Genomic DNA, 24,577 nt, shown 5'->3' with positions numbered 1-24,577 from the left:
GGCCTTACCGCTCGACTTGCATGTGTTAAGCACGCCGCTAGCGTTCGTCCTGAGCCAGAATCAAACTCTCCGTTGAAGACTCTCAACCACACCCCAAAAGGGGTGTAATCAGAAATATCTAACTAGAGTCCGAAAAATCTAGCAAAGCGAACACCAGCAAAAAGATTCGCTGTTGTTCAAAATGTCCAACCTCCCACGACCGGGGGGGTACGCGAAGGCTGGAACCAATAAAATATTGGCACTGACATTCATCGACACACTATTGAGTTCTCAAAGAACACACGCACAAACATTCACCCGATGAAGGGCTTCAGTGAGGCAAGGGTTCGTACTGTAGCCCAGAGCTTCGACCGGACGCAAATCCGGAGGACCTCTGAACACATGATCGGTCAGGCGCTCATCGTCCTACCTCGTTTCCCTGTACCGTAGCGGCCCTGTCGGACCAGCTCTTCGGCACCGGGTCGGTGTCCGTGTCGCTCTGACTGGAATAAAGTTACGTGGCTGGAATTCCGATGTCAAATTCCCTAGTCAGGCCGGGTTTCGAACCACAACAATGGGAGGGTCACGTGTTGAGCGAGGAACGTAGTGGAAGGCGGCGGCGGATACGTCGCGTTATGAAGGCCGGCGCGGTGTTGGCGAGTGGCGTGGTGTTGGTGACGGTGTGTGCCAATGCGGCCATGTGGATGTTGTCGTCGGGGCATCGCAGTGATGTGGCCGGAGCGCCCACTGTTCCGGTTGTCATCGTTCCCGGTGCGCGGGTCGCGCCGGACGGGACGCCGATGGCGTATCTACGGGGTCGCCTGGATGTGGCGATCGAATTGGTCGCGGCGGGGAAAGCACGGGAGATCCTGCTGTCCGGGGATGCCGGCGGGACTTCCGGCGACGAGATCGCGTCCATGCGGCGTTACCTCCTCGCGCGCGGGGTCGACCCGGGCATCGTGCGGGAGGATGGGGAGGGGCTGTCCACGCGGGAGACGTGTGAGCGGGCGCGGTCGATGTTCGGGGTCGATCGCGCGATCATTGTCAGCCAATACCAGCATCTGCCGCGGGCGGTCGCGTTGTGCCGGGCGGCGGATATCGACGCCGACGGGGTTGTCGCATATTGCGAGTGCAGGCGGGCCACCGAGGTGCGCAACAACGTCCGGGAATGGTTGGCGGCGCCCAAGGCGGTCGTCGAGATGATCCTGCGCTGACGGTTATCGCCGAAGTAGTGCTGCCATCCGGGCGCGCAGCGCGCCTACCAAAGTCGTGCCGGCTGGTGCTGCAGCAGGGGCCTGTTGCGGCGGTGTGGTTTCGTCCACAAACCGTTCGATCCGCTTGTACACGCGCTCGTACGGAGGGCCGGCCAGCAGGTTTCGGCATCCTGTGCGGATCTCGTCCCAGATGATCGCGGCATCCAGGCCGTCCTCCAGGCTGATTTGCATGGTGTAGAAGTCCCAGGCCAGTTCCTCCAACTCCGGTGGTTCGGGCTCGGGACGCATCGTCAGCTCGAACAGGTCAGTGAAGATCAGGCTCAGGCACTCGTCGGAGTCTCCCTCGTCGGCCAGTAGGGCGGCGGCGTTGCGATTCGCGCGACTGAGCCGGACAGCTACCTCCCGTTCGCGCCAACCCCCGACGTGAACGATCTCGAGTTCGGCGAGCGCAGTGCGGAACAGTTCCGGGGCGTCGCGGCAATCGGTTCGGTGCAGGCAGGCGAGTTCGATCAGCGCCGGGGAATCGACCCCTCGGGCCAAAGCCTCTGCACCGATCATCGTCAGATGCGACTCGTCCAGCTCGCCGAGTGCGAACAGGTCTGCGGCGCGGTTCAACTCGTCCATCGGGTCAGCGTGCGGTTCCGGGGGTTCGGCCGTCAACGCAAATATGGACCGGACTCGAGGTTTCTGTGGAGGGGGTTCGGTCAACCCTCTCGTCGGTCCGCGACCGGATGGACCGAGTCCGATCACCGCAATTCGAGGAGAGCTAGTGCGCATCGTCAAAGCTGTTGGGATCATGCTGGCCGTTGTGGCCGCCACGGCGGTGGGGGCCGGTTCGGCTGTCGCGGAACCGGAGTCCAAGGAGAACATTTACATCGACGTCAATGTGCTCGGGTGCTCGATCGGTGCCGGACTCGGTGGTGACGTGCTGGTGGCGCTCACCGGCGGCGGCGGGTCGAGCGCGATGGTGAATTCGTCGCTGGCGGCGCGGCTTCGGGCCGCCGGGTGCCTGCCTCGCCTGTAGGACCAGCGCCGATGGTCTCGTCGACGGCGACGGGACCATCGGCCTACCGTGCTCGTGCACGCGCCATCACGTACCGTGGTGCGAGTTGTCAGCATGCTGGCCGACGGAATGGGGTGCATCGTGAACGGGTCCGAGCATGCCGCGCGGCTCGTGCGTTTCTGGCGGACCGTCGAACTGTTCGGTCCGCAACTGGTACCGGAGGTCGGCGTCTGCCGCGAAACCGGTGCGCTGGTGGTGGAACTCGGCGCCGACGAACCGGCACCGTGGGAAGACCTCACCGCGCTCCCCGCGCTGCAACCGGGCCGGGTATGGCAGTTCGTGGTGTTCGGTGGGTTGTTCGAAGTGGGGCGTGCGCGTGAATCGCTGATGCGCGCCTTCGGTCGGGACGGCCTCGAGGCGGACGCGCGACAGTCCGGAACCACAGCTACTTTCGCGGTGACATTGAGCGACGACGGCATGGTCGTCGAGGGATCGGCGACGCTGTCGGGGCTGGCGTGGGCGATCAACCGGTTGCGCTCCCCCGGCCCCGCCGACCCGGGTTGGGCCGACGGGTTCGAGCACGATTCCTCGGCCTTCACCGCCGCGTTCGACCTGCTGACCACCGAGGTACCGAGCGTCGACCCGGAGGCCGACGATCCCGGCCCGCGTTGGCGTGCCCTGGATGTGGTCGGTCGTGGCGTCGGCGCGTCGCTGATCGCGGCGGGTGCGGACGGTGTCGTTTCGCCGGGGCTGGCGGGGATGTCGGCCACCGCATTCGTGCGCGGTGTCATGGCGAACGACGAATTCGGTACACCGCTGGTGACCGGGCGGGCATTGCAGACGTTCGCGGGGGATCTGTGCGGGGCACTCTCGATCCGGTCCGAATTACGGGCCGGCGGAGTGCGGGTGGCGTGCGTGCAGGTCGCGGCCAGGGATGCCGACAGCACGGCGGCCGAAGATCGGCTCAACAGCGGACTGGGCGCGGAGCTGCGAGCGCTCGCCGCGGCGGTGGAGCGCGGAGACGTCGGGGCAGCGCTGCGGGACTACCTCGCGGCGAGTGAAACCTTGCCCATAGATCAGCGGATCGACGTTCGTCAACGGCAGGACGTGATGGTCGAAGGGCTGCTGCCCCAGCGCGTGCCGGACGGGCGGTGGCCGGGTGATCCGCTCGTCGCGGGCCAGCAGTTCGCGGTAGATCAGGCGATGACCGAACTCCGCGACAGCGCGGGGATCTTCGCCGTGCATGGCGCGCCGGGCACCGGAACGACGACGATGCTGCGGGACCTGCTCGCGGCGATCGTGGTCGAAAGAGCGGAGCGGCTGGCCGCTTTCGACGACCCGATGGATGTGTTCACCGGTGTCACCGAGCAGGTGCAGGTCGCTAAGAACTACACCGTCGGCGCGCACCGGCTCGCCCCCGAGACGACCGGGTTCGAGGTGGTGCTCGCCACCGGTAGCGACCGGAGCGCCGCCGATGTGGTGGCCGAGATCCAGCACCGCCACGCGATCGACTCCGACGTGCGGCTCAACCACTTCGGCGAGCTGGCCGAATTCGTCAGCGGCGAACCCGCGTGGGGGTTGATCGCCGCGGCGCTCGGCGGGGCGCGACGAACCTTCGGGGAACAGTTCTGGTTCGGCGACCGGTTCGCCACCGAACGTAAGGCGCAGGCCGGTTCGGCGGGAATGCTCGATCTGCTCAAACAGGCCGAGGCGGACCCGGATTCGGTGCCCGACTGGCAGACCGCCGTGCGCGACTTCGAGAGCAGGCGCGAGCACGTTCGAACGCTCGCACAGCAGCGTCAGGACGTGGCCGACGCGGTCGCCGAACTGCCCGCGATGAACGACGACCTGCTGTCGCTGTCGGCGGAGATCGCCAATGCCGATGCGGCACACGCGCACTGGCGCGCACAGCATCAGCAGGCAACCGAACAGCTGCGTACGGCGCAGGCCACGCATCATCGGGTCAGCACGTTGCTCACCGAGCACGGCGGGCGTAAACCAGGGTTCGCGGAGTCGTTGTCGACCGGGTTCCGGGCGGGGCGGCGGTGGAGTGCGCGCTCCAACGAGCTGTTGCGTGAACGGCACGACGCCGAGTCAGAGATGCGGCGCAGGCAGGGCGAGGTCGACCATGCGCGTGAGCAGTGGGCGCAGGCGGCCGAGCACGGGCGCACTCTCATTCGTGACCACGTCGCTTTGACCGAGCGGCGGGCACGAGCACTCGACATCATCGAAGCGGCGCGCGAGAACTGGTCGGAGACAATACCTTTCGGTGATGTCGCGGCAGACGACGAGCAGTTCCAGCTGTGCAATCCGTGGGCCGACGAGCAGTACTCGACGGCTCGGCGTGAGCTCTTCCTCTCGGCGCTGCGGCTGCACCGCGCACTGCTGCTGAACGCCGCGCCGCGGGTGCGCGACAACTTGATCGTGGCGATCGCGCTGATCCGCGACGAGCTCGCGGTGGCGCCGAAGCCGGAAACCATCGCGGCCGCCTGGCAGACACTGTTCCTCGCGGTGCCGATGCTCACGACGACATTCGCCGCGCTGCCCAAGTTGTTCGCCGGGCTGGGGCGTGAAGCGCTCGGTTGGTTGTTCGTGGACGACGCGGGCCAAGCCGCGCCGCAGGCGGTGGCGGGTGGTCTGTGGCGTGCGCGCCGGGCGGTGATCGTCGGTGATCATCGTCAGCTGGGACCCGTTGTAACGCTGCCGACTTCGGCGCAGGAGGCGCTGGTTCGCCAGTACGGGCTCGATGCGGAGTGGATGCCGGATCTGGCCTCGGCGCGGCAGGCGGCAGATCGTGGAGTCCGGTTCGGGACCTGGCTGACGCCCGCCGATTACGACCGGCCGGTGTGGGTGGGAACACCGTTGCGAGTGCATCGGCGCAGCGACCTGCCGATCTTCGAGCTGACCCACCGGATCGCCTACGACGACGACCTACTCGTCTTCGGCACGCCCGAGCGGCCCGACTTCCCGGGGCACGATCGGTGGATAGATGTGAGATCCGCACGCGCCGAGGGGAACTGGATCCCCGGTGAAGGTGAGGCGCTCGGTGCCTTGCTGACGGAGTTGCGCGAGGACGGGGTCGCGGCCGACGACATCCGGGTGGTCAGCCCGTTCCGCGATGTCGCCGACGGTGCGCGTCGCGTCGCCCGCGAGGTGCTCGGAGACGAGTTCGCCGCCGCCCAGGTGGGCACGATCCATGGCATGCGTGGCAATTCGGCCGAGGTGGTCGTGCTGGTACTCGGCACCTCGCCCGCTGCGGGCGGTTCGCGGCGCTGGGCCGCGGCCAACCCGAACGTGCTGAACGCGGCGGTGTCGCGGGCGCGGCGGCGGGTGTACGTGATCGGCAACTACCGATTGTGGAGCAGCCAGCGGTATTTCGACGTGCTCGCCCGGCATTGGCCGGCCGAGGCCGATCAGCTGGTCGCTCAGACCGTCAACCGGTAGAACCGCCAGAAGCCGAAGTTCTCGATGGGCAGGATGTCGAGGGTGGTGAAGCCCGCCTTGTGCGCGTACTCCGCCAGCTGCCCGGCGCGCATCACGGTTCCGGTACCCGCCGAGCCGGGGTGTGCCATGCCGTCCGGCAGGCAGACGAGCAGGCTGAACCCGTACATGAGGCGGTCGACATCGCTTGCGGGAGAAGCGAAGTCCGGGTCGACGGCTTCGTCCATCACGATCACCACCCCGCCGGGACGCAGCGCACGGCGTGCGGCCGACAGCACCTCGATCGGGTACGGCATGTCGTGCACGCATTCGAAGGCGAAGACGGCGTCGTAGGCCGATTCCGGGAGGTCGGTCGTGACGTCGGCGTGGTGGAAATGGACGCGGTCGGCGAGGTCGGCGGCGTTGGCGGTGGCCATGGCGATCGACGGCGGGTCGATGTCGTAACCGTCGACCCGCAGGTCGGGGTAGGCGCGGGCCAGGGCGATCGAGGACCAGCCGCCGCCGGAGCCGATATCGGCGACTCGGGCGCCGGGAGCTGACAACAAGGTATGGATGTCGGGGACGGTGGCGAGGTCGGCGGCCAGGCGGTGTTCGAACCAGGGGCGGTTCATGTCGGCTTGGGATTCGCGCACGTCGGCGCCGTATTCGGACCAGCCGACACCGCCGCCGTCGCGATAGGCGCGCACCAGGGCGGGCAGCTGGACCGCCGCACCGGCCAGCATCCGGGCGAGCGGGGCGAGGTAGTCCAGGCTGTTGGTGTCGGTGAGCACCTCGGCCGCGCCCGCCGGGAGGGCGAAGCGGCCGTCCGGCGTCACCGTGAGGATGCCTGTGGCCGCTTGCTGTTCGAGCCATTCCTGCGCGTATCGGCGATCGCCGCCGGCTCGGGTGGTGAGCTCGGCCGCGTTGGCGGGGCCCGCGGCCAGCGCCGAATACCAGCCGAGCCGGTCGCCCAGATGGATGGCCAGGATGTCGACCGTGCCGAGCGCCGCTTCGAACAATCGCTGCGCGAACTGCTCACTGGTCTGCTCCACTGCGCTCACTTGGGTCCTCCCGATTCGATGCGGGCCGGAACGGCCTGCTGAAAGAAGAACGGACAAGGAAACGTCACGGTTCACAACGCGCCCAACGATTCGATCTCACCGCTGTCGGTTGCCGCCTGTTTGCGAGAGGCTGGGCAGAGTTCACAGGATCGGAGTCGTCATGAGGCCGAGCTCATTTCTCGGACCAGCCTGTTGTGCCGCGATAGCTCTTGCTGTCGTGCTTCCGGCGCAAGCCAGTGCTGATCCCGTCACCGATCTGCTGTGCAACAGCGGATCGAGCCAGTTCTGTCCACCGCCACCGCCGCCGCGCGAGTGCCATCCCTCCTACGATCCGTGCGTTCCGATCGCCCCCGATGTCGACTGTGCGGGCGGCAGCGGGGACGGGCCCGAATACACGGGCCCGGTTCGAGTAGTCGGCCCCGACGAATACGGGCTCGATGCCGACGGGAACGGGATCGGCTGCCAGAACAGCTGATTCTCGGCTGGCTACGCGCGGTTAAGGCGTATCGAACAGGGGTGCACCGGGTTCCACGTCTGTGTCGATCGTGTCGGGATTGATGGAGTTCTTCGGGGAGTCCATTACGACGATCGGGCAGATGATCGGGTTGCCGGTGGCGGCGATCTCGGTGGGGTCGAAGGTGACAATGGGGGTGCCGGTCTCGACGGTGTCGCCTTCGGCGGCGTGGAGGGTGAAGCCTTCGCCTTTGAGTTTCACCGTGTCGATGCCGAGGTGGACCAGGACACCGATGCCGCCGCCGAAGACGACGAAGGCGTGGGGGTGGAGTTTGAGGAGTTTGCCGCTGATGGGGGCGGTGACGGTGAGGGGGCCTCGGGTGCGGTCGGGGTCGATGGCCACGCCGGAGCCGACCAGTTGATCGGCGAAGACCTGGTCGGGAACTTCCGACAGCGGGATGACGCGGCCGGCGAGGGGGGCGGTGACGTTCACAGGATGTCCCCGATGTCCTCGGCCAGCGTGTCGGCTTCGGGGCCGACGACGACCTGCACGACGGTGCCCGACTTGAGGACGCCGTGGGCGCCTGCCGCCTTGAGCGCGGCCTCGTCGACCTTGGCGCCGTCGCGCACCTCGGTGCGCAAACGGGTGATGCATGCCTCGATCTCGACAATGTTCTCGGCGCCGCCCAGGCCCTGGACGATCGCTTCCGCTTTGGACATGTGTTCTCCCTTTCCGCAGTGATAGCCGGTTCCAGTATGGGAGCCTCGGTTGTGCGCCACGTCATATTTCACGGTTGACATCCGTCGGCCACCTGGTCAAACTGACAACTGGTTATGACCGGACAGTACCCGTCAGAGCCACTGGTTCACAACCGCTGGACGAAGAAGGTCGACATGACTGCCGTTACCGACAGCCCCAAGCAAGAATCCAAAACATTCGCGGGATTGCAGCGCCTCGGGCGCAGCCTGATGCTGCCCATCGCCGTACTTCCCGCGGCGGGCATCCTGTTGCGTCTCGGCCAGGACGATCTACTCGGCCGCTTCTCCGCGCTGGAAAGTGCGGCGTCGGTGATCTCGGCAGCGGGCCAGGCGGTGTTCACCTGGTTGCCGCTGATCTTCGCCGTCGGCATCGCCATCGGCTGGGCCAAGAAGGCCGACGGGTCGACCGCGCTGGCCGCGGTGGTCGGTTACATGGTGATCGACGGGGTTTTCAAGGCGATGTCGCCGATCGTGCTGGAAGGCAAGACCGACCCCAAGGGCGCCCAGGCGCTGATCAACTACGGCGTGCTCGGCGGCATCGTGATGGGTCTGCTTTCGGCGATCCTGTGGCAGCGGTTCTATCGCACGAAGCTGCCCGACTTCCTCGGGTTCTTCAACGGCAGGCGGCTGGTTCCCATCCTCACCGCCATCACCGGCCTGGTGGTCGGTGTCGCGATGGCCTTCCTGTATCCGGCGTTCAACTCGGCGCTCACCTGGGTCGGTGAGGCGGTCGCGGACAATTCGGTGGTCGGTGGCGGTGTCTACGGCGCGGCCAACCGGTTGCTGATTCCCACCGGTCTGCACCACATTCTGAACTCCACCGTCTGGTTCCTCGTCGGCGATTACACCGATGCATCCGGTCAATTGGTGCGCGGCGACCTGAACCGATTCTTCGCGGGCGACCCGAGCGCGGGCACCTTCATGACCGGCTTCTTCCCGATCATGATGTTCGCGCTGCCCGCCGCTGCCTTCGCCATCTGGCGCAATGCGCGGCCGTCGCAGAAGAAGCTGGTCGGCGGCATCATGCTCTCCACCGGGCTCACCGCGTTCGTCACCGGTATCACCGAACCGCTCGAGTTCTCGTTCATGTTCGTGGCGTGGCCGCTGTACGTGGTGCATGCGATCCTGACCGGCACGTCGATGGCCTTGGTGAACGCACTCGGCATCCACGACGGATTCACCTTCTCGGCGGGCGCAATCGACTATCTGCTCAACTTCGGCAAGGCGACCGATGCGTGGCTGCTGATCCCGATCGGCCTCGGCTACGCGCTGGTGTACTACCTGCTGTTCAGCTTCGTGATCAAGAAGTGGAACCTGCGTACCCCTGGCCGCGAGGCGGAGACCGATGACGAGGTCTCCGGCGTGGCCGAGGCGCAAGCCGAACCCGCAGCGGCGGACAGCGGCGATACTCGAAACGATGGAACCGAGACGAAGCTGGACAAGAAGCCGGAAGGTGAGTGACGCCCGATGCCGGAACAGGTGATCCGTGGGCTCGGAGTCAGTCCCGGGGTGGTGTGTGCGCCGTGGTTGCGATTCGGTTCGCAACTCGAGACCTCCGCGCAGGACCCGGTCGGCGGGCCACCCGACGAGGAACTGGCCCGGGTGAAAGCGGCGCTCGCGGGGGTGGCCGATGAAATGGCCGCCAGGGCGTCGCGCGTGGACGGTGTTGCGGCGGAGATCCTTTCGATGTCGGCGACGATGGCCCGCGACCCGGGCATCGTCGCCGCCGCCGAGAAGGAATTGAAGGCGGGAATGCCGACGGCACACGCCGTGCACCTGGCGTTCGAAGGGTTCTGCGCGAAGCTCGAGGCGCTGGGCGGGTACATGGCCGAACGCGCGACCGATCTGCGCGATATCGGCGGGCGAACCATCGCGGTGCTGCTCGGTGAACCGATGCCGGGCATCCCCGAGCCGGGATTTCCGTTCGTGCTCGTCGCGCGCGATCTGGCGCCGGCCGACACGGCGATGCTGGGTGGCAGTGATGTGGTCGGCCTGCTCACCAGTGAAGGCGGGCCGACCAGCCATACCGCCATCCTGGCGAAATCGCTCGGTCTGCCCGCTGTGGTGAACTGCCCGCAGACCGACGAGCTCGTCGAGGGCGCGCCGGTGCTGCTCGACGGCGCGACCGGTGAAGTGGTGATCGACCCGAGCGCCGAGCGTCAGCAGGCGGCGGCCGAGCAGGCGGCCGCCGACAAGGCGCGGCTCGCGGCGGCCAGTGGGCCGGGGCGCACGGCCGACGGCACCCCGGTGCACCTGCTGGTCAATATCGGCACGGTCGACGACGCGGTGAAGGCGGCGCCGGTCGACAGCGAGGGTGTCGGCCTGTTCCGCACCGAATTCATGTACCTCGGCAAGGCGTCGGAGCCTTCGCTGGACGAGCAGACCGCCTCTTACACAGCGGTTCTCGAACAGTTCGCGGGCCGCCGCGTGGTGGTGCGCACGCTCGACGCGGGCTCGGACAAGCCGCTGCCGTTCCTCGATCTCGGGACCGAGGAGAATCCGGCGCTCGGTGTGCGCGGATTGCGGATCGGGTCGGTGTTCCCGGAGACACTGGCCACCCAGCTCACCGCTCTGGCTCGCGCGGGTGAGGCGACCGGTGCCGATCTGTGGGTGATGGCGCCGATGGTCGCCACGGCCGACGAGGCCGCCGGATTCGCGGCGCTGGCAAGAGAATCCGGGGTACGCAAGGTCGGAGCGATGATCGAGATCCCGGCGGCGGCATTGCGGGCGGCCGATCTGCTGGCGCACTTGGACTTCGTGAGCATCGGTACCAACGACCTCAGCCAGTACACCTGTGCCGCGGACCGGATGGCGGGCAGCCTCGCGCAGCTCCTCGATCCCTGGCAGCCCGCGGTGCTCGACTTGATCGCGATGGTCGGCGCGGCGGGAACGGCGTCGGGCAAGTCCGTCGGTGTGTGTGGTGAGGCGGCATCGGATCCCCTGCTGGCCCCGGTGCTGGTCGGGCTCGGAGTGACGAGCCTGTCGATGTCGGTACCCGCCTTGCCCGCTGTCCGAGCTGCCTTGGCAGGGATCGACATTCAGCGTTGTCAGGAAGCGGCCGACGCGGCGTGTGCTGCGCGTGGGCCACAGACGGCACGTGAGGTGGTCGCGGCGATCGTTGGACGGGCATGAGGTGGTGACGGCGGGGTCGAGCGGCTCGGTGGTCGCTGCGGCTGCACGCGGGATGCGACGTTCGGCCGCCGACAGCGTGGTGGCAGCCGTCCCCTCGGCAGTGGGTATGTCACTGATCGGGCCTCCCGTCGCAACCGCGTCACCGGCAGGGTCGCCGCCTGCGGTCGGCGCGGGCGGGCCCCAGGCAGCAACGGTGCCACCGGTCGAATCTGCAGCGGCGGTAGTCGCCACCTGGCCATCAGTAGCAACGACTTCGCCCGGGCAACCGTTCGTAGGCGCGGCGGAGATGCCCCCAGTGGCAACGCTGTCACCGATCCTGCAACCAGCGGTCGCGGGACACCCGCCCGCGGTCATGGCGGGCACGCTCCCGGCAGCAACGGTGCCACCAGCCAGGCGGCCAGCGGCGGTCGTGGCAGCCGAACCAGTGGCAACTGCGTCACCGGCCGGGACGCCACCTTCGGTCGTGGCGATCATGTCCCCGGCAGTAACGATGCCATCAGCCGGGGCGCCGGCTGCTGTCGTGGCAGCCGAGCTTCCAGCAGCAAGGCTGTCCGCGATCGCGCAACCAGCGGTCGCGGGGCACCCGCTCACGGTAGTAGCGGGCACGTTCCCGGCAGTAACGGTGCAACCAGTCGAACCGTTGGCCGCGGCCATGGCAGCCAAGCTTCCGGCAGCAAGGATTTCAGCGGTCGAGCCAGTGGCGGGGATGGTGGTCGGCGCATACCGGGCAGTGACGCTGCCAACGGTTGGGCCGCTGCCGGCGCGCTGGTCGATCATCGGCCCCCGGGGTGCCGCGGTTGCGGGCAGGCCGGTATCCGACGGTGTCGGGAGAGGGCAAGGTGGGTCGGCATGACTGCCTTGCGGGGGTGTGTCGTCGGTGCGGATGAGGGTGAGATTGCCGATGGTGTGGTCGAATTCGATGGGGCGACGATTAACTGGGTTGGTGCGGCGGCGAATTATCCACGCCCGCAGGAACTTCCGGAGGCCACGGATGACCTTGTGCTGCCCGGGTTGATCGACCTGCATTGTCACGGTGGGGCCGGGTTCGGGTTCCCCAACGCTGACGGGGTGGGGGCGCGGATCGCGGCGGCACATCATCGCGCGCACGGTACGACTGGGTTGCTCGGCAGCTTGGTGTCGGCAGCGCCGGAGGTGTTGGTCGAGCAGGCGGCGGTGCTGGCGGATCTGGTGGACGACGGGGAGCTGCTCGGGGTCCACCTCGAGGGGCCGTTCATCAATGCGGTGCGGTGTGGTGCGCAGGATCCGGCGGCCATCGTCGCCGGTGATCCGGTGCTGTTCGAGCGGATCTACCTGGCGTCGCGCGGGACCGTCCGGTCGATGACGTTGGCGCCCGAAACCGCGCACTTCGGCGAATTGCTGGCCGCGATGCGCGAATACGGTGTACTGCCGAGCCTGGGGCATACCGATGCCGACGCGGCGACGACGTCGGCTCGGATCGCCGAGTGGGTCCACTCGCGTGGAACAACCGAGCAGGCATCCGCACGGCGAAGCCCCGATACGGCACCGCAGCCTGTCGAGAGCTCCGGAGCGACTCGAACCGACGCCCGTGGGCCAGTGCGGTTCGGTGGCGAACCGATCACCGCCACCCATTTGTTCAACGGGATGCCCGAGCTGCATCACCGCAGGCCCGGACCCGCTGCCGCCTGCCTGGCCGCCGCCGGCCGCGGCGAGATGGTCGTCGAGTTGATCGCCGACGGTGTGCATCTGGCGCCCGAGACCGTCGCGATGGTGTTCGACACCGTCGGCGCCGACCAGATCGCCCTGGTGTCGGACGCGATGGCGGCCGCCGGGATGAGCGACGGTGATTACCGGCTCGGCGCCCTGGATGTGCAGGTGCGGCACGGGATCGCTCGGCTCGCCACCGAAGACGGTTCGCCCGGCGCTATCGCGGGTGGCACGGCGACACTGCTCGAGGTGGTGCGGTGGTCGGTGGAGCATGCGGGTATCCCCCTCGTCGATGCGGTCAGGGCTGCCACGCGCACACCTGCGCGGGTGCTCGGGCTCGAGGCCGAACGCGGCACGTTGCGGGCGGGTGCGCGGGCCGATGTGCTCGTGGTCGATCGGCAATGGCAGGTGCGGCGGGTGTTCGTCGCCGGAACGGAAGGAAGCTGATGGAAATCGTGATCCGCGCGGACGAACACGAAGTGGCCACCACGGTCGCCGATATCGTCGGCGGCTATGTGCGCCAAGGCAACGCGATCCTCGGCCTGGCCACCGGGTCGTCGCCGCTCGGCAGTTACCGGGAACTGGCGCGCCGCTACCGCGACGGTGAACTGGACTTCACCACGGCCAGCGGGTTTCTGCTCGACGAGTACGTCGGGCTGCCGAAAAGCCATCCGCAGTCGTACTTCTCGGTGATCCGGTCGGAATTCGTCGATCATGTGAACCTCGATCCTGCGCGTGTGTTGAGCCCGAACGGGGAGGCGGGCGACATCGCGGGCGAGGGCAGGCGTTACGACGCCGCGATCGCCGCCGCCGGTGGGGTGGACGTGCAGCTGCTCGGTATCGGCACCGACGGACACATCGGTTTCAACGAACCCGGTTCGTCGCTGACCTCACGGACCAGGGTGAAGACGCTCACCGAGCAGACCCGCCGGGACAATGCCCGGTTCTTCGACGGCCCCGACGACGTCCCGCACCATGTGCTCACCCAAGGGCTCGGCACCATCTGCGAAGCCCGGCACCTGGTGATGATCGCCCTCGGCGCGGGGAAGGCCGACGCCATCGCGGCGGCCGCCGAGGGGCCGCTGTCGGCGTTCTGCCCGGCCTCGGTGATGCAGTGGCATCCGCATGTCACCGTGGTGATCGATGAAGCCGCCGCGAGCAAGCTGAAGCTGGCCGACTATTACAAGTACGCCCTCGCGAACAAGCCTGTATGGCAGTCGTTCTGAGGTCAGGCGCGTTCGGCCAGGATGCGTTCGGCTTCGCCGGGGTCGCAGTCGAAGGCAGCGCGGACGGCGGCCACCGCCTGTGCGTGTTCGCCCGCCGCGACGAGCCGGTCGATCTCGGCCCATTGCGCGGACGGCGCAGCCACCTCGGGGTCTAATCGGCGGTCGAGACGTTCCCACATGCGGGCGACCGTCGGGTCGTCGGCGAGCAATCCGCCGAGATGCGCTTTGAAGGTGGGGTGTTCAGTGCGGTACATGCCCATCCAACTGGAGGCGGGTGGGCTCGCCTCGGCATTGGCCGTGCGGTCGGCGAGTTTCAGGATCACGGCGCGGGGGTGGGCGGCGATCTTGGTGTAGGCGTCAAGGTTTCGAGCCTTGCGGTCCGAACCCACGCCGGTGACCGCCCAGACGAGATCGAGAACGGCACGCCCGAAACGGGATTCGACCTCTTCGGCGGTGACCGGGGTGTCCTCGATGACGTCGTGCAGCCAGGCCGCCACCGCGAGATCGCCGCCGAAGCCGAAGTCGTCGAGCACTCCGCGCACGGCCGCGAGATGGGTGACGTACGGCCGCTCCCCATATCGCTGGTCACCGTGCGCCGCCACGGCGAATTCCCGTGCCTGCGCTTCGCGCTGATCGAACTCCATGCGACACCCCCGTGCTCGATTGCGATCCTGTTGCCCCGACCCTAGCCGAGGGCACCGACAAGTAGAGCCGATCAGCGCTGAGCGGTCCCGGATGCGGGTTTCACACAGGTGAGAATGCCAGTCTGATAACGGCTCTGGGTGTAGTCGAGCTCGGTGAATCCGATGGCCGCCAGCTGGTCACGGTAGCGGCGGATATCGACAGAGTCGAAGCCGCCGAACATCGGTGCGAGCAATCTGCGCATTCGCGGCGACGGCGAGGCATCGGCAAGCAGCAACCTGCCACCGGGACGCAGCACACGCCACATCTGCGCCAACGCCTCCGTACGGTGTTGCTCCGGGATGTGATGCATGACGAAAGTGCTGGTCACCACATCGAATTCGGCATCACCGAAAGGCAATCGCTGCGCGGGCCCCTGCTCGTAGCGGTGATGAGGTGTGCGGTCGCGCCGCCGGTTGTCGTCGATGGCGGCCGCCGACGGGTCGACACCGACGGCGGCACCGGTCGAGCCCGTCGCGATACCGAGGGCGCGGACGAGTTTTCCCGGACCACAACCTATATCGAGCACACGGTCACCGGGGCGCACCCCTGCGGCCGTGACGAGTTCGGTGAGCAGCGCGCGATGCCTGCCGAGGAAGAACACGCTGGTGAACAAGTTGTACCGGCGCAGGCCGACGATGAGCAGACCAGTGTCGCCGTCGTCGACGAACATGGGGGTGAGAAGCTGATTTCCTGTCATGAACCTATGGTCGGGCGAGGTCGTGGCCGCGACCAGGCGCAAGATGTGGCGATCTGTCCGTTTCCGCACAGATCCGGGAAATCCGTCCGGGAGGCACGATGTCCGAGCACACCGATCGCCGTGTCCGGCGCACCCGCGACGCCCTGCACCGCGCGCTGATCGAGCTGATGATCGAGCGTGGCTACGAGCGGGTGACGGTGAGCGACATCATCGAACGCGCCGACGTGGGCCGGTCCACCTTCTACGCCCACTACCGGGACAAGGACGACCTGTTGCTGGTGAGCTGCACCGAATTCCTGCGCCGCGAAATCGCGAACACCGCGGCCGGGGCCTCTCCGCTCGGCCGGCTGCGGGTCCTGTTCCAGCTCGCGGGCCGGTATCCCGAGGTGTACCGGCCGCTGGTGGGGCCCAAGGCGGCGACCACCGTGATCCACGCCTACCGGCGCGGATTGGCGGAGCTGATCGCCGAACTGTTCGGCGATTGGCCCGCGACCACCGTCGCGTTCGTGTCCTGGGGACTGCTCGGCCTCACCGCGGAGATCATCGACCCGGCCGATCCGCTGCCCGCCGAGCGAGCATGGCAGCAGTTCGAGAAGCTGGTGGCGACCGGGATCAGTGGCGGCGCAGATCCGGCCACGGCGGACGGCGCAACAGGGCGAGCGCCAGGATCACGCCGGTGAGCAGACCGATCCACTCCCCCAGTTGGGCAATGCGATTGGCGTCGACCGCCGGTGACCAGTGCGCTCGGCCTTCGTGAATGACGAAGACACCGACGGGCCGTGCGGGCCTGCCGAATCCGCCGGCGCGAGCGACGGTGATGACGGTGGCGCCATCGGCCGTGTCGGTAGGTTCGCCGAAGACTGTCGGCGGTTCGGTGATGGCCTGTTCCAGTCGATCTCTGATCGTCATCCGGACCCCCGTTGGTGTCGATGCGGCAGTGCCGTCGAACATACGCGCCCAGGCCGACAGGTCGCGTTCATTCGGGCTGTCATGATGGGAACTGCCGCGCCCGGCGCCCGTCCGGGACGAGAGGAGCCGCGCCGATGACCCCCGATCCGGTCCTGTCCACCGCCTGGTCGCGCTCGCTCGGTCTGCGGGTCCCGATCGTGAACGCGCCGATGGGCGGCGCGGCGGGTGGGCGGCTCGCGGCCGCGGTGACCGAGACGGGTGGGCTCGGCATGATCGGGATGGGCAGTGCCGGATCGGCGCAGGCACTGCGCCGCGAACTGAGCGAGGCAGGCGGCGCCCCGGTGGGGATCGGGCTGGTCGACTGGGTACGCACACGCGAAACCGACCTGCTCGACACCGCTCTCGCCGCCCGGCCACGGGCGTTGTCGATCAGTTTCGGTACCGATTTCTCGTGGGTGCCCGAGGTCCGAGCGGCGGGCATTCTCGCGATCACGCAGGTCTACGACGTGCCCGGCGCACACCGAGCACAGGAGGCGGGCATCGACGTGATCGTCGCGCGCGGCAGCGAAGGCGGCGGGCACGGCGCCGACCGGCTGGCGCTCATGCCGCTGCTCGACGCGGTGCTCGACATCGCGAGCGTGCCGGTGCTCGCCGCGGGCGGCATCGGTTCCGGACGGACACTGGCCGCGGTTCTGGCCGCCGGGGCGTCGGGCGTGTGGCTCGGTACTTGTCTGGCCGCCGCCGAGGAGTCGCTGCTGGGTGAGAACGCGCGGCGGGCCATGCTCGCCGCCGACTCCACCAGCACCGTGGTGACCACCGAATTCGACGAGGCACTCGACCTGCCGTGGCCGCCGATCTATCCGGCGCGGGTGCTGCGCAACGAATTCACCGATCCGTGGACCAGGGCCGAGGGCGACGAGAACCCGCCCGGTGTCGATGATCTGCGCGCGGCCATTGCCGCCGACGATCCACGGATCGCGCCGGTCGACGCGGGTCAGGGCGTCGGGCTGGTCGCGCATGTGGAACCGGTCGCCGAAACCATCGCGCGCCTCTGCGCCGAAGCCGCCGAGCTGCTCACGGCAAGCTGACCTTGCGAAAATATATTGACCGGTCTAGTTTTATCTCGTGGGTGCAAAAGGAGCCGAAACCCGGTGCAAACTGATCAGGACCACCAGGTCGCTGATCGAATCGCGCGGCTACTTCGGCACCGGACTCAAGCAGATCGTCGAGGACAGTGGAGCGCCGCGCGGGTCGCTGTATTTTCACTTCCCCGGCGGTAAGGACGAGCTGATCTCGGCGGCACTCACCGACAGTGGCACCGAGATGGCGCAGTTGATCCGCACTGTCGAAGCGAACGACGCACGGGAATTCGCACACACCATGCTGCGGCTGCTCGGCGACCAACTCGAAGCCTCCGACTGGACCATCGGCTGCCCGGTGGCGGCAGTGGCATTGGATACCGCGTCGACCAATGACGCTGTGCGACAGACTTGTTCGGCTACCTACCGCCTCTGGGAAGACGCCATTCGAGAGCGCCTGACCGGGTTCGGCCACCCCGAGCCCGAACGCCTCGCCACGGCGTCGCTCGCCCTGATCGAGGGCGGACTGGTGCTGGCCAGAGCACACCGCGATCGTCGACCTCTCGATCAGCTGGCCGACACCATCGACCTCCTCGTCTGACCCCGCAGCGCCCGCGGCGGGGCTCTTTGATCACCACAAAATATGCCAATCGGTCTACTGAAAGTAGGACACCATGGTTCATACCGATTCGATCGTTTTCGGGGCGGCCGGATTCATCGGCCGCTCACTGGTCGCGGAATTGCTGCGCACGGGGCACACCGTCACGGCTGCCTTGCGCGCCGGCAGTGAGCAGCGCCTGTCCACGTGGCTGGTCGAGCAAGGCGTGGACACCACCGGTCTCACGATCACCACCACCGATATCGCCGAACCAGATCTGGCATTGGGTGACTCGATCGAAGGGGTACGCGATGTGTACAACGCGGCCGCGTTGATGAAGTTCGGGCTCGATGCCGACGTGGCGCGTCGGGTCAATCTCGACGGTGCGCTGCACGTGCTGGAATGGGCGGCGCGGCAGCCGGATCTACGCAGAATCGTGCACATCACCGGATATCGCGCCGAGGCCGGACACACCGACTACCGTTCCGGCGCCTACGAGGCTTCGAAAGTCGAGGCCGACGCGTTGCTGCGAAAAGTTGCTGCCGACAGGGACATTCCGCTGACCTTCGCCAACCCGTCCGGCGTGGTCGGCCCCGGTCAGTTCTTCGGGCTCGCCGACCTGATCGACTTGCTGTGGCACGGAAAGTTGCCCGTGCTGCCGGGGTCGGCCGACACGTTCATCCCGGTCGTCGACCTGGACTACCTCACCCGTTTCATCGTCGGGCTGCCCACCTTGCCCGACACAGAGGGGCGTTCCTATCCCGTCCTCGACGCCACAACCCCGAATCTTCCCGAGCTGATCCGCCTCGTCGCCGATCACTTGCATGTCCGCGCGCCGCGCTTCACTGTCCCCGCTGAACTGTTGCGGCGGCTACCCCAGGCGCTGACGAGGACCGATCCCGAGACGCTGTCGTTCATCAGCAGCGACCGATACGACACCTCGGCCAGCGACGAAGTCGCCGCACGGCTAAGTATCACGCAGCCACCGGTCGGCGATCTCCTGCGGTCCTATGCCGACCGGATCATCGCGACTCGTAACGGTGCCGTGGAGACGACGCGGGCAGCCGGCTTCCGCACGGGAACCTGGCTGAGTGGCGATGATGCCGACCCAGATTATGTGCTGCTGCACGGCATTCCGCTCGACAGCGATTCATGGGCTGATCTCACCGATGCGCTGGACGGTTCGGTCCTCGCCGCGGATCTGCCCGGACTCGGCCGCTCGGCCGCGTCGGACATGTCGACAGCCGAGTGGATCGACGACCTGCTCGCGCCGGTACGCAGCACGCCCGTGCTCGTCGGGCACTCCCTCGGCACCGGCGCCGCCGTCGAATACGCGCTGCGCCACCCGGATCGGGTTTCGCGGCTGGTGCTGATCGCACCGTGGTTCCTCCAGTCACAGCTGCCGTGGATTACCGCTTCGCCTCTCGCTGCCGCTGTCGTGAAGCGGCTTCCGGCCGCGAAACTGGCCGCGCGTCTGGGTATTCCGAACGGCACGGCGATCGAATCGGCGGTCGCGGGCTTGCGGCGCAACGGGGTGGCTCAGCGTACGTTCGCGATCATGCGGTCGGTACGCACTGACCGATACCGTGCCGATCTGGCCGCGAAACTCGCCGAGGTCCGGGTCCCGGTCGACATCGTGGTCGGTGCCGACGACCCGCTGACGCAGCCGACCGCACACCGGGTCACTACCATCGCCGGTGCCGGGCACTATCCGCAGCTGACCCATCCCGACCAGGTCATCCGCGTGCTCGAGGGCTCGGAAAAGGCTGTCTCCCAGCAGGTTTAAGCAGGCAGTTCGACCCGCACGGCCGGATCGTTCAGCAGCGCCTGCCCGAGTTCGACGGTTTCGGCACCGCGCCACCGCGCATGCCAGGTCGGCACACCACCGGACAGGTTCAGCTCGCGGGCGGCGGTGAGCAACGGCAGTTCCACCCGGGCCGCCTCGACGGTGACCCGCGCATTGGTCGGGGTATGCGACCACACGTCGTCGACCACATCGGTGATGCGCACGCCCAGCCGATGCCCGACAGCCAACCGCGCGTCCTGCCACAGCAGCCGGACCTGGGTTTCGGTGCGAACCGGGGCGATCCCCCGGCTCATCACCGTGGCGCGGCCATCGGGGGCGATGTCGTAGAGCTCGAGCGCGACCGTCGCCTCGGGCGGGCCGGACAGCGTCAGGGACGCGGTGGGGCGGCCCGCCAGGTGCACCGGCTGGGTGACCGGATCCGAGATGGACCAGATCTCCCGGTCGGCGCCGGGCAGCAGACCTCGATCGACATAGGTTCCGGTGCGCAACTGGACCGTCGTGCGGCGGGTGTCGACCGGCGGCCACACGTCTTCGCTGCGCCACCCGCCGTCGAACTGGCCGACGGTGACCGGCGGGCCGGGCACCTCGACGTCGGCGCCGGCCACATGCCGGTCCAGGAATGCGTACAGTTCGGCGGCGAAATACGGTGTGCCGCACTTCTCCCGGCAATCGGAGTGACCCCACTGTCCGAACCAGGCCCGATGCTCGCCCGGGCCCCGCGCTTCCCAGGCCTCGATGACCCGGTCGGCGCGGGTATTGGCGTCGAGGAAGCCCTGGCCGAGGAACAGCGGGGTGGTGTTGCCACGCAGGTCTTCGACCATGTCGCGCTCCCGCCAGCCGGGGTCGGCGCCGTTGTGGTTCATGGTGAGCCCGAGGTAGCTGTCGGCGCAGGCCTGGGTCATCTGGACGGCGTTGGATTTGTACTCTTCGCTGTCGGCCCAGTGGCCGGGGGTCGACGCGATGGCCAGGTGCTCACCGCCTGCCATGTCGGCGGGGCGCACACCGTCCTCGGTCAACGGTTTGCCGCCGAACTTCCACGAGGTGCCCTGCATGTACAGGTACGAATACGGGTCGACGACCGGCGCGAACGCCGCGACCGCCGCGAGCCCCTTCGGCTTCTCGGCCAGCGCCATCATCCCGGTCCAGCCCTCGTAGGAGGTGCCGACCATGCCGACCCGGCCGGTCGACCACGGCCTGCTCGCCGCCCACTCGACCGCCGCGACCACATCCGAGCGCTCCCCCGGCCCGCCGTAATCCGGACATCCGTTGGACCCGCCGAAGCCGCGCAGATCGACGATCACATAGGTGTAGCCCGCCTTCAGCGCCCATTCGACCGGCAGATTCTCGGTCGAAGGCCCGCCCTCGGGTCGAGGCACACTGAGATAGGCCAGATGCGCTCGGTACGGGCTGGCGGTCAACAGCACCGGCGTCCGCACATCCGGCGCCAGACCGGGAGGCCGCAACACATCCGCGTGCAACCGGGTTCCGTCGGCCGCGGTCAGATACTCCTGCGTCCACGTGAACTCCACCGGCGCCTCGGCCACCACCGGCGCCGCCGCCATCCCGACCACCAACGCCACGCCGGCCATCGCCCGCGCCGCCACAACGCCCCATCGCACCCCTGGACTATTACCGCAATCCGCTCACCCGTCCAGCCCCGATATCCGGGGGCCGCTCGCCCTCCCCGACCATCCGTCGTCGGCGGCCTCGAACCGCCTCTGGAAACACCCAACGCTCCCCTGAGACGGAACAGGTATTTCCGGTCGATCGTCGAACCTTCTGCGACTTGCACTGCTGTCATTTCGGATATTTGTCGCGATCGGCGGATGTACTCTGACTGCCTTCAGGGGGATTCTCGGGTGGCAGTTCCCCTCGAGGGAGGGATGGTCCCCAGGATGGGCAGAGCCGTATCAGCCTGTGGTGCAAGGCGTTCAGTCGAGCGCGGTCAGATGCGCTCGATCCTGATCGCGGCTGCGGCCGCGCTGTGCTTCACCAGTACTTCCATGGCGGTCGGTAGTGCGGATCCGCTGACCACTCCGCAGCACGACTCGTTCTACACCCCGCCATCGGGATGGGACTCGACCGCGCCTGGCACCATTCTGAACTCGCGGCCCGTCGAGGTGGCCTCGCTCGGACCTCAGGCGCAGAACGCCCACGCCTGGCAGTTGCTGTATCGGACGACCGATACCGACGGCAGACCCATGGCGACCGTGACGACGGTGCTGCGCCCACGAAGCGGGCAGGTCAAAGGGTTGATCAGCTATCAGGCCGCCACGGATGCATCGGCCCCACAGTGCGCTCCCTCGTACGTGCTGCGCCCAAGGAGCGCCCGACAAGTACGACTCCTCACTGGATCTCATGCAGATCGACCAGATGTTGTCGTCCGGTCATGCGATTTCCGTACCCGACTGGGAGGGCCCGAAAGGGTCGATGTTCACCCCGAGACAGCCGGGTTACGCCGCGCTCGACGGCGTGCGCGCGGCCGAGGCTTTCACACCGCTCGGACTGTGGGGCACCGAGACCCCGGTCGCCGCGATGGGCTACTCCGGCGGGTCGTTCGGTACCAGCTGGGCCGCGCAAGTCCATCCGACCTACGCTCCCGAAATCCACTTGGTCGGTGTAGCCATGGGTGGTTGGACCGCGCCGATCGGCCGCTATCTGGAGGAGCTCGACGGCGGCCCGTTCTCCGGCTTCCTGCCGTCGCTGCTGCCGGGCATGATGCGCGCCGATCCACGGCTGGCGGCGGCTTTCGCCGAATATCTGACGCCGGCCGGACACGCTCTGATGGCCGCGGGCGACAGCAAATGCGTGACACCGAACGTGGCTCAGCACGCGTTCCTGCGCATGGACGACTACCTGACGATCCCGTTTTCACAACTGATGGACCAGGTACAGGCATCGTTCACCGGCCTCGAATTCGGCACCGTGGTACCGACCGCACCGCTGCTCAGCTACAACGCCGTGCACGACGAGATCCTCGACATCACCTGGGCCGACCAGGCGACGGCGTGGTGGTGCGCAACGGGAGCACGGATCACCTCGGTGCGCGACCAGTTGAGCGAGCACGTGAGCCTGCAGATCAGTGCGACGACCGCGGTCCTGCGCTGGATCGATGACCGTCTCGCTGGGCAGGCCGCGCCGGAGGGTTGCTCGACGCGCACGGTGCCGACCATGGCACTCGAGGGCGCTTAGCTCCGTCGCGAACCTCGGATACGGAAAAGTCCACCCGCCGTGTGCTCACGGAACGGGTGGACTCAACCATTTACTGCGTACCCACTGCGTATGGAAACGGGCCGATCAGGCCCGTCCCCGCAGGTCAGGCTTACACGTCGTAGTAGAGCTCGAACTCGTACGGGTGCGGACGCAGGTTCACCGGCGCGATTTCGTTGTCGCGCTTGAGCTGGATCCAGGTCTCGATCAGGTCCTCGGTGAAGACGTTGCCTTCGGTGAGGTAGTCGTGATCCTGCTCGAGGCGGTCGATGACCGTCGCGAGGCTGGTGGGGGCCTGCGGGATGTTCTTGGCCTCCTCGGGCGGCAGCTCGTAGAGGTCCTTGTCGACCGGAGCCAGCGGCTCGATCTTGTTCTTGATGCCGTCCAGGCCGGCCATCATCATGGCGGCGAAGGCCAGGTACGGGTTACCCGAGGAGTCGGGCGCGCGGAACTCGATGCGCTTGGCCTTCGGGTTGTTGCCCGTCACCGGGATACGCACGGCAGCCGAGCGGTTGCGCTGCGAGTACACCAGGTTGATGGGGGCCTCGTAGCCCGGCACCAGACGGTGGTAGGAGTTCACGGTCGGGTTGGTGAACGCCAGCAGCGACGGGGCGTGGTGCAGGATGCCGCCGATGTAGTGACGCGCCAGATCCGACAGGCCGCCGTAGCCGGCCTCGTCGTGGAACAGCGGCTTGCCGTCCTTCCACAGCGACTGGTGCACGTGCATGCCCGAGCCGTTGTCACCGAAGAGGGGCTTCGGCATGAAGGTGACGGACTTGCCTTCCTGCCACGCGGTGTTCTTCACGATGTACTTGAACAGCTGCAGGTCGTCCGCAGCGCCCAGCAGGGTGCCGAACTTGTAGTTGATCTCGGCCTGACCGGCGGTGCCGACCTCGTGGTGGCCGCGCTCGAGCTCGAAGCCCGCGTTCTGCAGGTTGGTCGAGATCTTGTCGCGCAGGTCGACGTAGTGGTCGTACGGGGCGACGGGGAAGTAACCGCCCTTGTTGCGGACCTTGTAGCCGAGGTTGCGGCTGCCGTCCGGGTTGAACTCGTTGCCGGTGTTCCACGAGCCCGAGATCGACTCGATCTCGTAGAACGAGCCGTTCATGCCCGAGCCGTAGCGGATGCCGTCGAAGATGTAGAACTCGGCCTCGGCACCGAAGTACGCCGTGTCGGCGATACCGGTCGAACGCAGGTACTCCTCCGCCTTGCGCGCGATGTTGCGCGGGTCGCGGGAGTAGGCCTCACGGGTGAACGGGTCGTGCACGAAGAAGTTCAGGTTGAGCGTCTTCGCGGCACGGAACGGGTCGATCCGGGCGGTGCTGAAGTCGGGGAGCAGGAGCATGTCCGACTCGTCGATCGACTGGAAGCCACGCACCGAGGAACCGTCGAACGCGAGACCCTCTTCGGCCAGGTCGGCGGTGAACGCCTTGGCCGGGATCGAGAAGTGCTGCTGGACGCCGGGAAGGTCCGAGAAACGGATATCGACGTACTCGATGTCCTGTTCCTTGATGTACTGGATGACCTCTTCGGCCGTGCTGAACGTCACTTGTTCTCCTTACGGATCGGTTCCCAGCCCGTCACGATGCGTGGGTTCGTCGCGACCTGACGTTATGGACGCGGTGTTTCCCTACAGTCAAGGCTGTGTTTCGCCAGTGTT

The 24,577-nt window shown here is 67.4% G+C and carries 21 protein-coding genes and 1 rRNA gene; 12 read left to right on the top strand and 10 right to left on the bottom strand.

Translation table 11 applies throughout. From position 1 onward, the window contains the following. A 16S ribosomal RNA gene (locus ACWEVR_RS26310) occupies positions 1-76 on the bottom strand; the annotation flags it as partial. A 538-nt stretch (positions 77-614) separates the two neighbouring features. Here ACWEVR_RS26310 and ACWEVR_RS26305 point away from each other — a divergent pair. After that, complete coding sequence (locus tag ACWEVR_RS26305) at positions 615-1,193, top strand: SanA/YdcF family protein (RefSeq protein ID WP_452469129.1); 579 nt, start codon at positions 615-617, stop codon at positions 1,191-1,193. 3 nt (positions 1,194-1,196) lie between these two features. Here the strand turns inward: ACWEVR_RS26305 and ACWEVR_RS26300 are convergent, their stop codons facing one another. After that, positions 1,197-1,817 carry a hypothetical protein gene (locus ACWEVR_RS26300; protein WP_452469128.1) on the bottom strand — a complete coding sequence of 207 codons (621 nt, stop codon included), beginning with the start codon at positions 1,815-1,817 and terminating at the stop codon, positions 1,197-1,199. 145 nt (positions 1,818-1,962) lie between these two features. Between ACWEVR_RS26300 and ACWEVR_RS26295 the strand changes: the two genes are divergently transcribed. Both ACWEVR_RS26295 and ACWEVR_RS26290 read left to right on the top strand, forming a co-directional pair. Next, entirely contained in the window at positions 1,963-2,217 is a 255-nt protein-coding gene (locus tag ACWEVR_RS26295) for a hypothetical protein (RefSeq protein ID WP_067487404.1), read from the top strand. 78 nt (positions 2,218-2,295) lie between these two features. Further along, positions 2,296-5,640: a DEAD/DEAH box helicase gene (locus tag ACWEVR_RS26290; protein ID WP_452469127.1), complete on the top strand. Its 3,345-nt coding sequence runs from the start codon at positions 2,296-2,298 to the stop codon at positions 5,638-5,640. On the opposite strand, the gene ACWEVR_RS26285 is transcribed toward ACWEVR_RS26290, so the two are convergent. From ACWEVR_RS26285 to ACWEVR_RS26275, 3 genes are all read right to left on the bottom strand, one after another. Next, positions 5,622-6,677, bottom strand: coding sequence for a class I SAM-dependent methyltransferase (locus ACWEVR_RS26285; RefSeq protein ID WP_452469126.1), 1,056 nt, complete (start codon positions 6,675-6,677; stop codon positions 5,622-5,624). The genes ACWEVR_RS26290 and ACWEVR_RS26285 overlap by 19 nt on opposite strands. A gap of 496 nt (positions 6,678-7,173) precedes the next feature. Next, a complete protein-coding gene (locus ACWEVR_RS26280) occupies positions 7,174-7,623 on the bottom strand; it encodes a PTS sugar transporter subunit IIA (protein WP_452469125.1) in 450 nt (149 codons plus the stop codon). After that, positions 7,620-7,850: a glucose PTS transporter subunit EIIB gene (locus ACWEVR_RS26275; RefSeq protein ID WP_067487390.1), complete on the bottom strand. Its 231-nt coding sequence runs from the start codon at positions 7,848-7,850 to the stop codon at positions 7,620-7,622. Before ACWEVR_RS26275 ends, ACWEVR_RS26280 begins: the two co-directional genes overlap by 4 nt. A 174-nt stretch (positions 7,851-8,024) precedes the next feature. Here ACWEVR_RS26275 and ACWEVR_RS26270 point away from each other — a divergent pair, with 174 nt between their 5' ends. The 4 genes from ACWEVR_RS26270 (at position 8,025) to nagB (ending at position 13,933) form a co-directional block, all read left to right on the top strand. Next, positions 8,025-9,350 (top strand): PTS transporter subunit EIIC, encoded by a 1,326-nt coding sequence (locus ACWEVR_RS26270; protein WP_452469124.1) that lies wholly within the window; start codon positions 8,025-8,027, stop codon positions 9,348-9,350. 6 nt (positions 9,351-9,356) lie between these two features. Beyond that, the gene (gene ptsP / locus ACWEVR_RS26265; RefSeq protein WP_452469123.1) at positions 9,357-11,021 is read left to right on the top strand and encodes a phosphoenolpyruvate--protein phosphotransferase; all 1,665 of its coding nucleotides are present in this window, start codon (positions 9,357-9,359) and stop codon (positions 11,019-11,021) included. An 849-nt stretch (positions 11,022-11,870) separates the two neighbouring features. After that, the gene (locus tag ACWEVR_RS26260) at positions 11,871-13,154 is read left to right on the top strand and encodes an N-acetylglucosamine-6-phosphate deacetylase (protein ID WP_452469122.1); all 1,284 of its coding nucleotides are present in this window, start codon (positions 11,871-11,873) and stop codon (positions 13,152-13,154) included. Then, on the top strand, positions 13,154-13,933 hold the full coding sequence (gene nagB, locus ACWEVR_RS26255; RefSeq protein WP_439263267.1) for a glucosamine-6-phosphate deaminase: 780 nt from the start codon (positions 13,154-13,156) through the stop codon (positions 13,931-13,933). The genes ACWEVR_RS26260 and nagB overlap by 1 nt, the downstream gene beginning before the upstream one ends. A gap of 2 nt (positions 13,934-13,935) precedes the next feature. Here the strand turns inward: nagB and ACWEVR_RS26250 are convergent, their stop codons facing one another. Next, on the bottom strand, positions 13,936-14,577 hold the full coding sequence (locus tag ACWEVR_RS26250) for an HD domain-containing protein (protein ID WP_452469121.1): 642 nt from the start codon (positions 14,575-14,577) through the stop codon (positions 13,936-13,938). Positions 14,578-14,648: 71 nt separating this feature from the next. Continuing rightward, positions 14,649-15,314 carry a class I SAM-dependent methyltransferase gene (locus ACWEVR_RS26245; RefSeq protein ID WP_452469120.1) on the bottom strand — a complete coding sequence of 222 codons (666 nt, stop codon included), beginning with the start codon at positions 15,312-15,314 and terminating at the stop codon, positions 14,649-14,651. A 98-nt stretch (positions 15,315-15,412) separates the two neighbouring features. Here ACWEVR_RS26245 and ACWEVR_RS26240 point away from each other — a divergent pair, with 98 nt between their 5' ends. Continuing rightward, positions 15,413-15,994, top strand: a complete 582-nt coding sequence (locus ACWEVR_RS26240) for a TetR/AcrR family transcriptional regulator (RefSeq protein WP_067642187.1) — start codon at positions 15,413-15,415, stop codon at positions 15,992-15,994. Here ACWEVR_RS26240 and ACWEVR_RS26235 read toward each other — a convergent pair. Next, positions 15,927-16,223: a hypothetical protein gene (locus ACWEVR_RS26235; protein ID WP_452469119.1), complete on the bottom strand. Its 297-nt coding sequence runs from the start codon at positions 16,221-16,223 to the stop codon at positions 15,927-15,929. The two genes, ACWEVR_RS26240 and ACWEVR_RS26235, sit on opposite strands and share 68 nt — an antisense overlap. Before the next feature lie 134 nt (positions 16,224-16,357). On the opposite strand from ACWEVR_RS26235, the gene ACWEVR_RS26230 reads away from it, so the two are divergent. The 3 genes from ACWEVR_RS26230 to ACWEVR_RS26220 all read left to right on the top strand — a co-directional run bounded on the left by ACWEVR_RS26230 (position 16,358) and on the right by ACWEVR_RS26220 (position 19,686). Next, positions 16,358-17,311: an NAD(P)H-dependent flavin oxidoreductase gene (locus ACWEVR_RS26230; RefSeq protein ID WP_452469118.1), complete on the top strand. Its 954-nt coding sequence runs from the start codon at positions 16,358-16,360 to the stop codon at positions 17,309-17,311. 37 nt (positions 17,312-17,348) lie between these two features. Continuing rightward, positions 17,349-17,903 (top strand): TetR/AcrR family transcriptional regulator, encoded by a 555-nt coding sequence (locus ACWEVR_RS26225; protein WP_452469117.1) that lies wholly within the window; start codon positions 17,349-17,351, stop codon positions 17,901-17,903. Between the two features lie 73 nt (positions 17,904-17,976). After that, positions 17,977-19,686 (top strand): alpha/beta fold hydrolase, encoded by a 1,710-nt coding sequence (locus ACWEVR_RS26220; RefSeq protein ID WP_452469116.1) that lies wholly within the window; start codon positions 17,977-17,979, stop codon positions 19,684-19,686. Here ACWEVR_RS26220 and ACWEVR_RS26215 read toward each other — a convergent pair. Then, on the bottom strand, positions 19,683-21,326 hold the full coding sequence (locus ACWEVR_RS26215) for a CocE/NonD family hydrolase (RefSeq protein WP_452469115.1): 1,644 nt from the start codon (positions 21,324-21,326) through the stop codon (positions 19,683-19,685). The two genes, ACWEVR_RS26220 and ACWEVR_RS26215, sit on opposite strands and share 4 nt — an antisense overlap. 739 nt (positions 21,327-22,065) lie before the next feature. On the opposite strand from ACWEVR_RS26215, the gene ACWEVR_RS26210 reads away from it, so the two are divergent. Continuing rightward, the gene (locus ACWEVR_RS26210) at positions 22,066-22,899 is read left to right on the top strand and encodes a lipase family protein (protein WP_452469114.1); all 834 of its coding nucleotides are present in this window, start codon (positions 22,066-22,068) and stop codon (positions 22,897-22,899) included. A 130-nt stretch (positions 22,900-23,029) separates the two neighbouring features. On the opposite strand, the gene glnA is transcribed toward ACWEVR_RS26210, so the two are convergent. After that, positions 23,030-24,466 (bottom strand): type I glutamate--ammonia ligase, encoded by a 1,437-nt coding sequence (glnA, locus tag ACWEVR_RS26205; RefSeq protein ID WP_067642193.1) that lies wholly within the window; start codon positions 24,464-24,466, stop codon positions 23,030-23,032. Positions 24,467-24,577 lie beyond the last annotated feature (111 nt).

It is taken from the genome of Nocardia sp. NPDC003979 (assembly GCF_053605015.1).
This window is presented reverse-complemented; position numbering and strand designations above follow the sequence as displayed.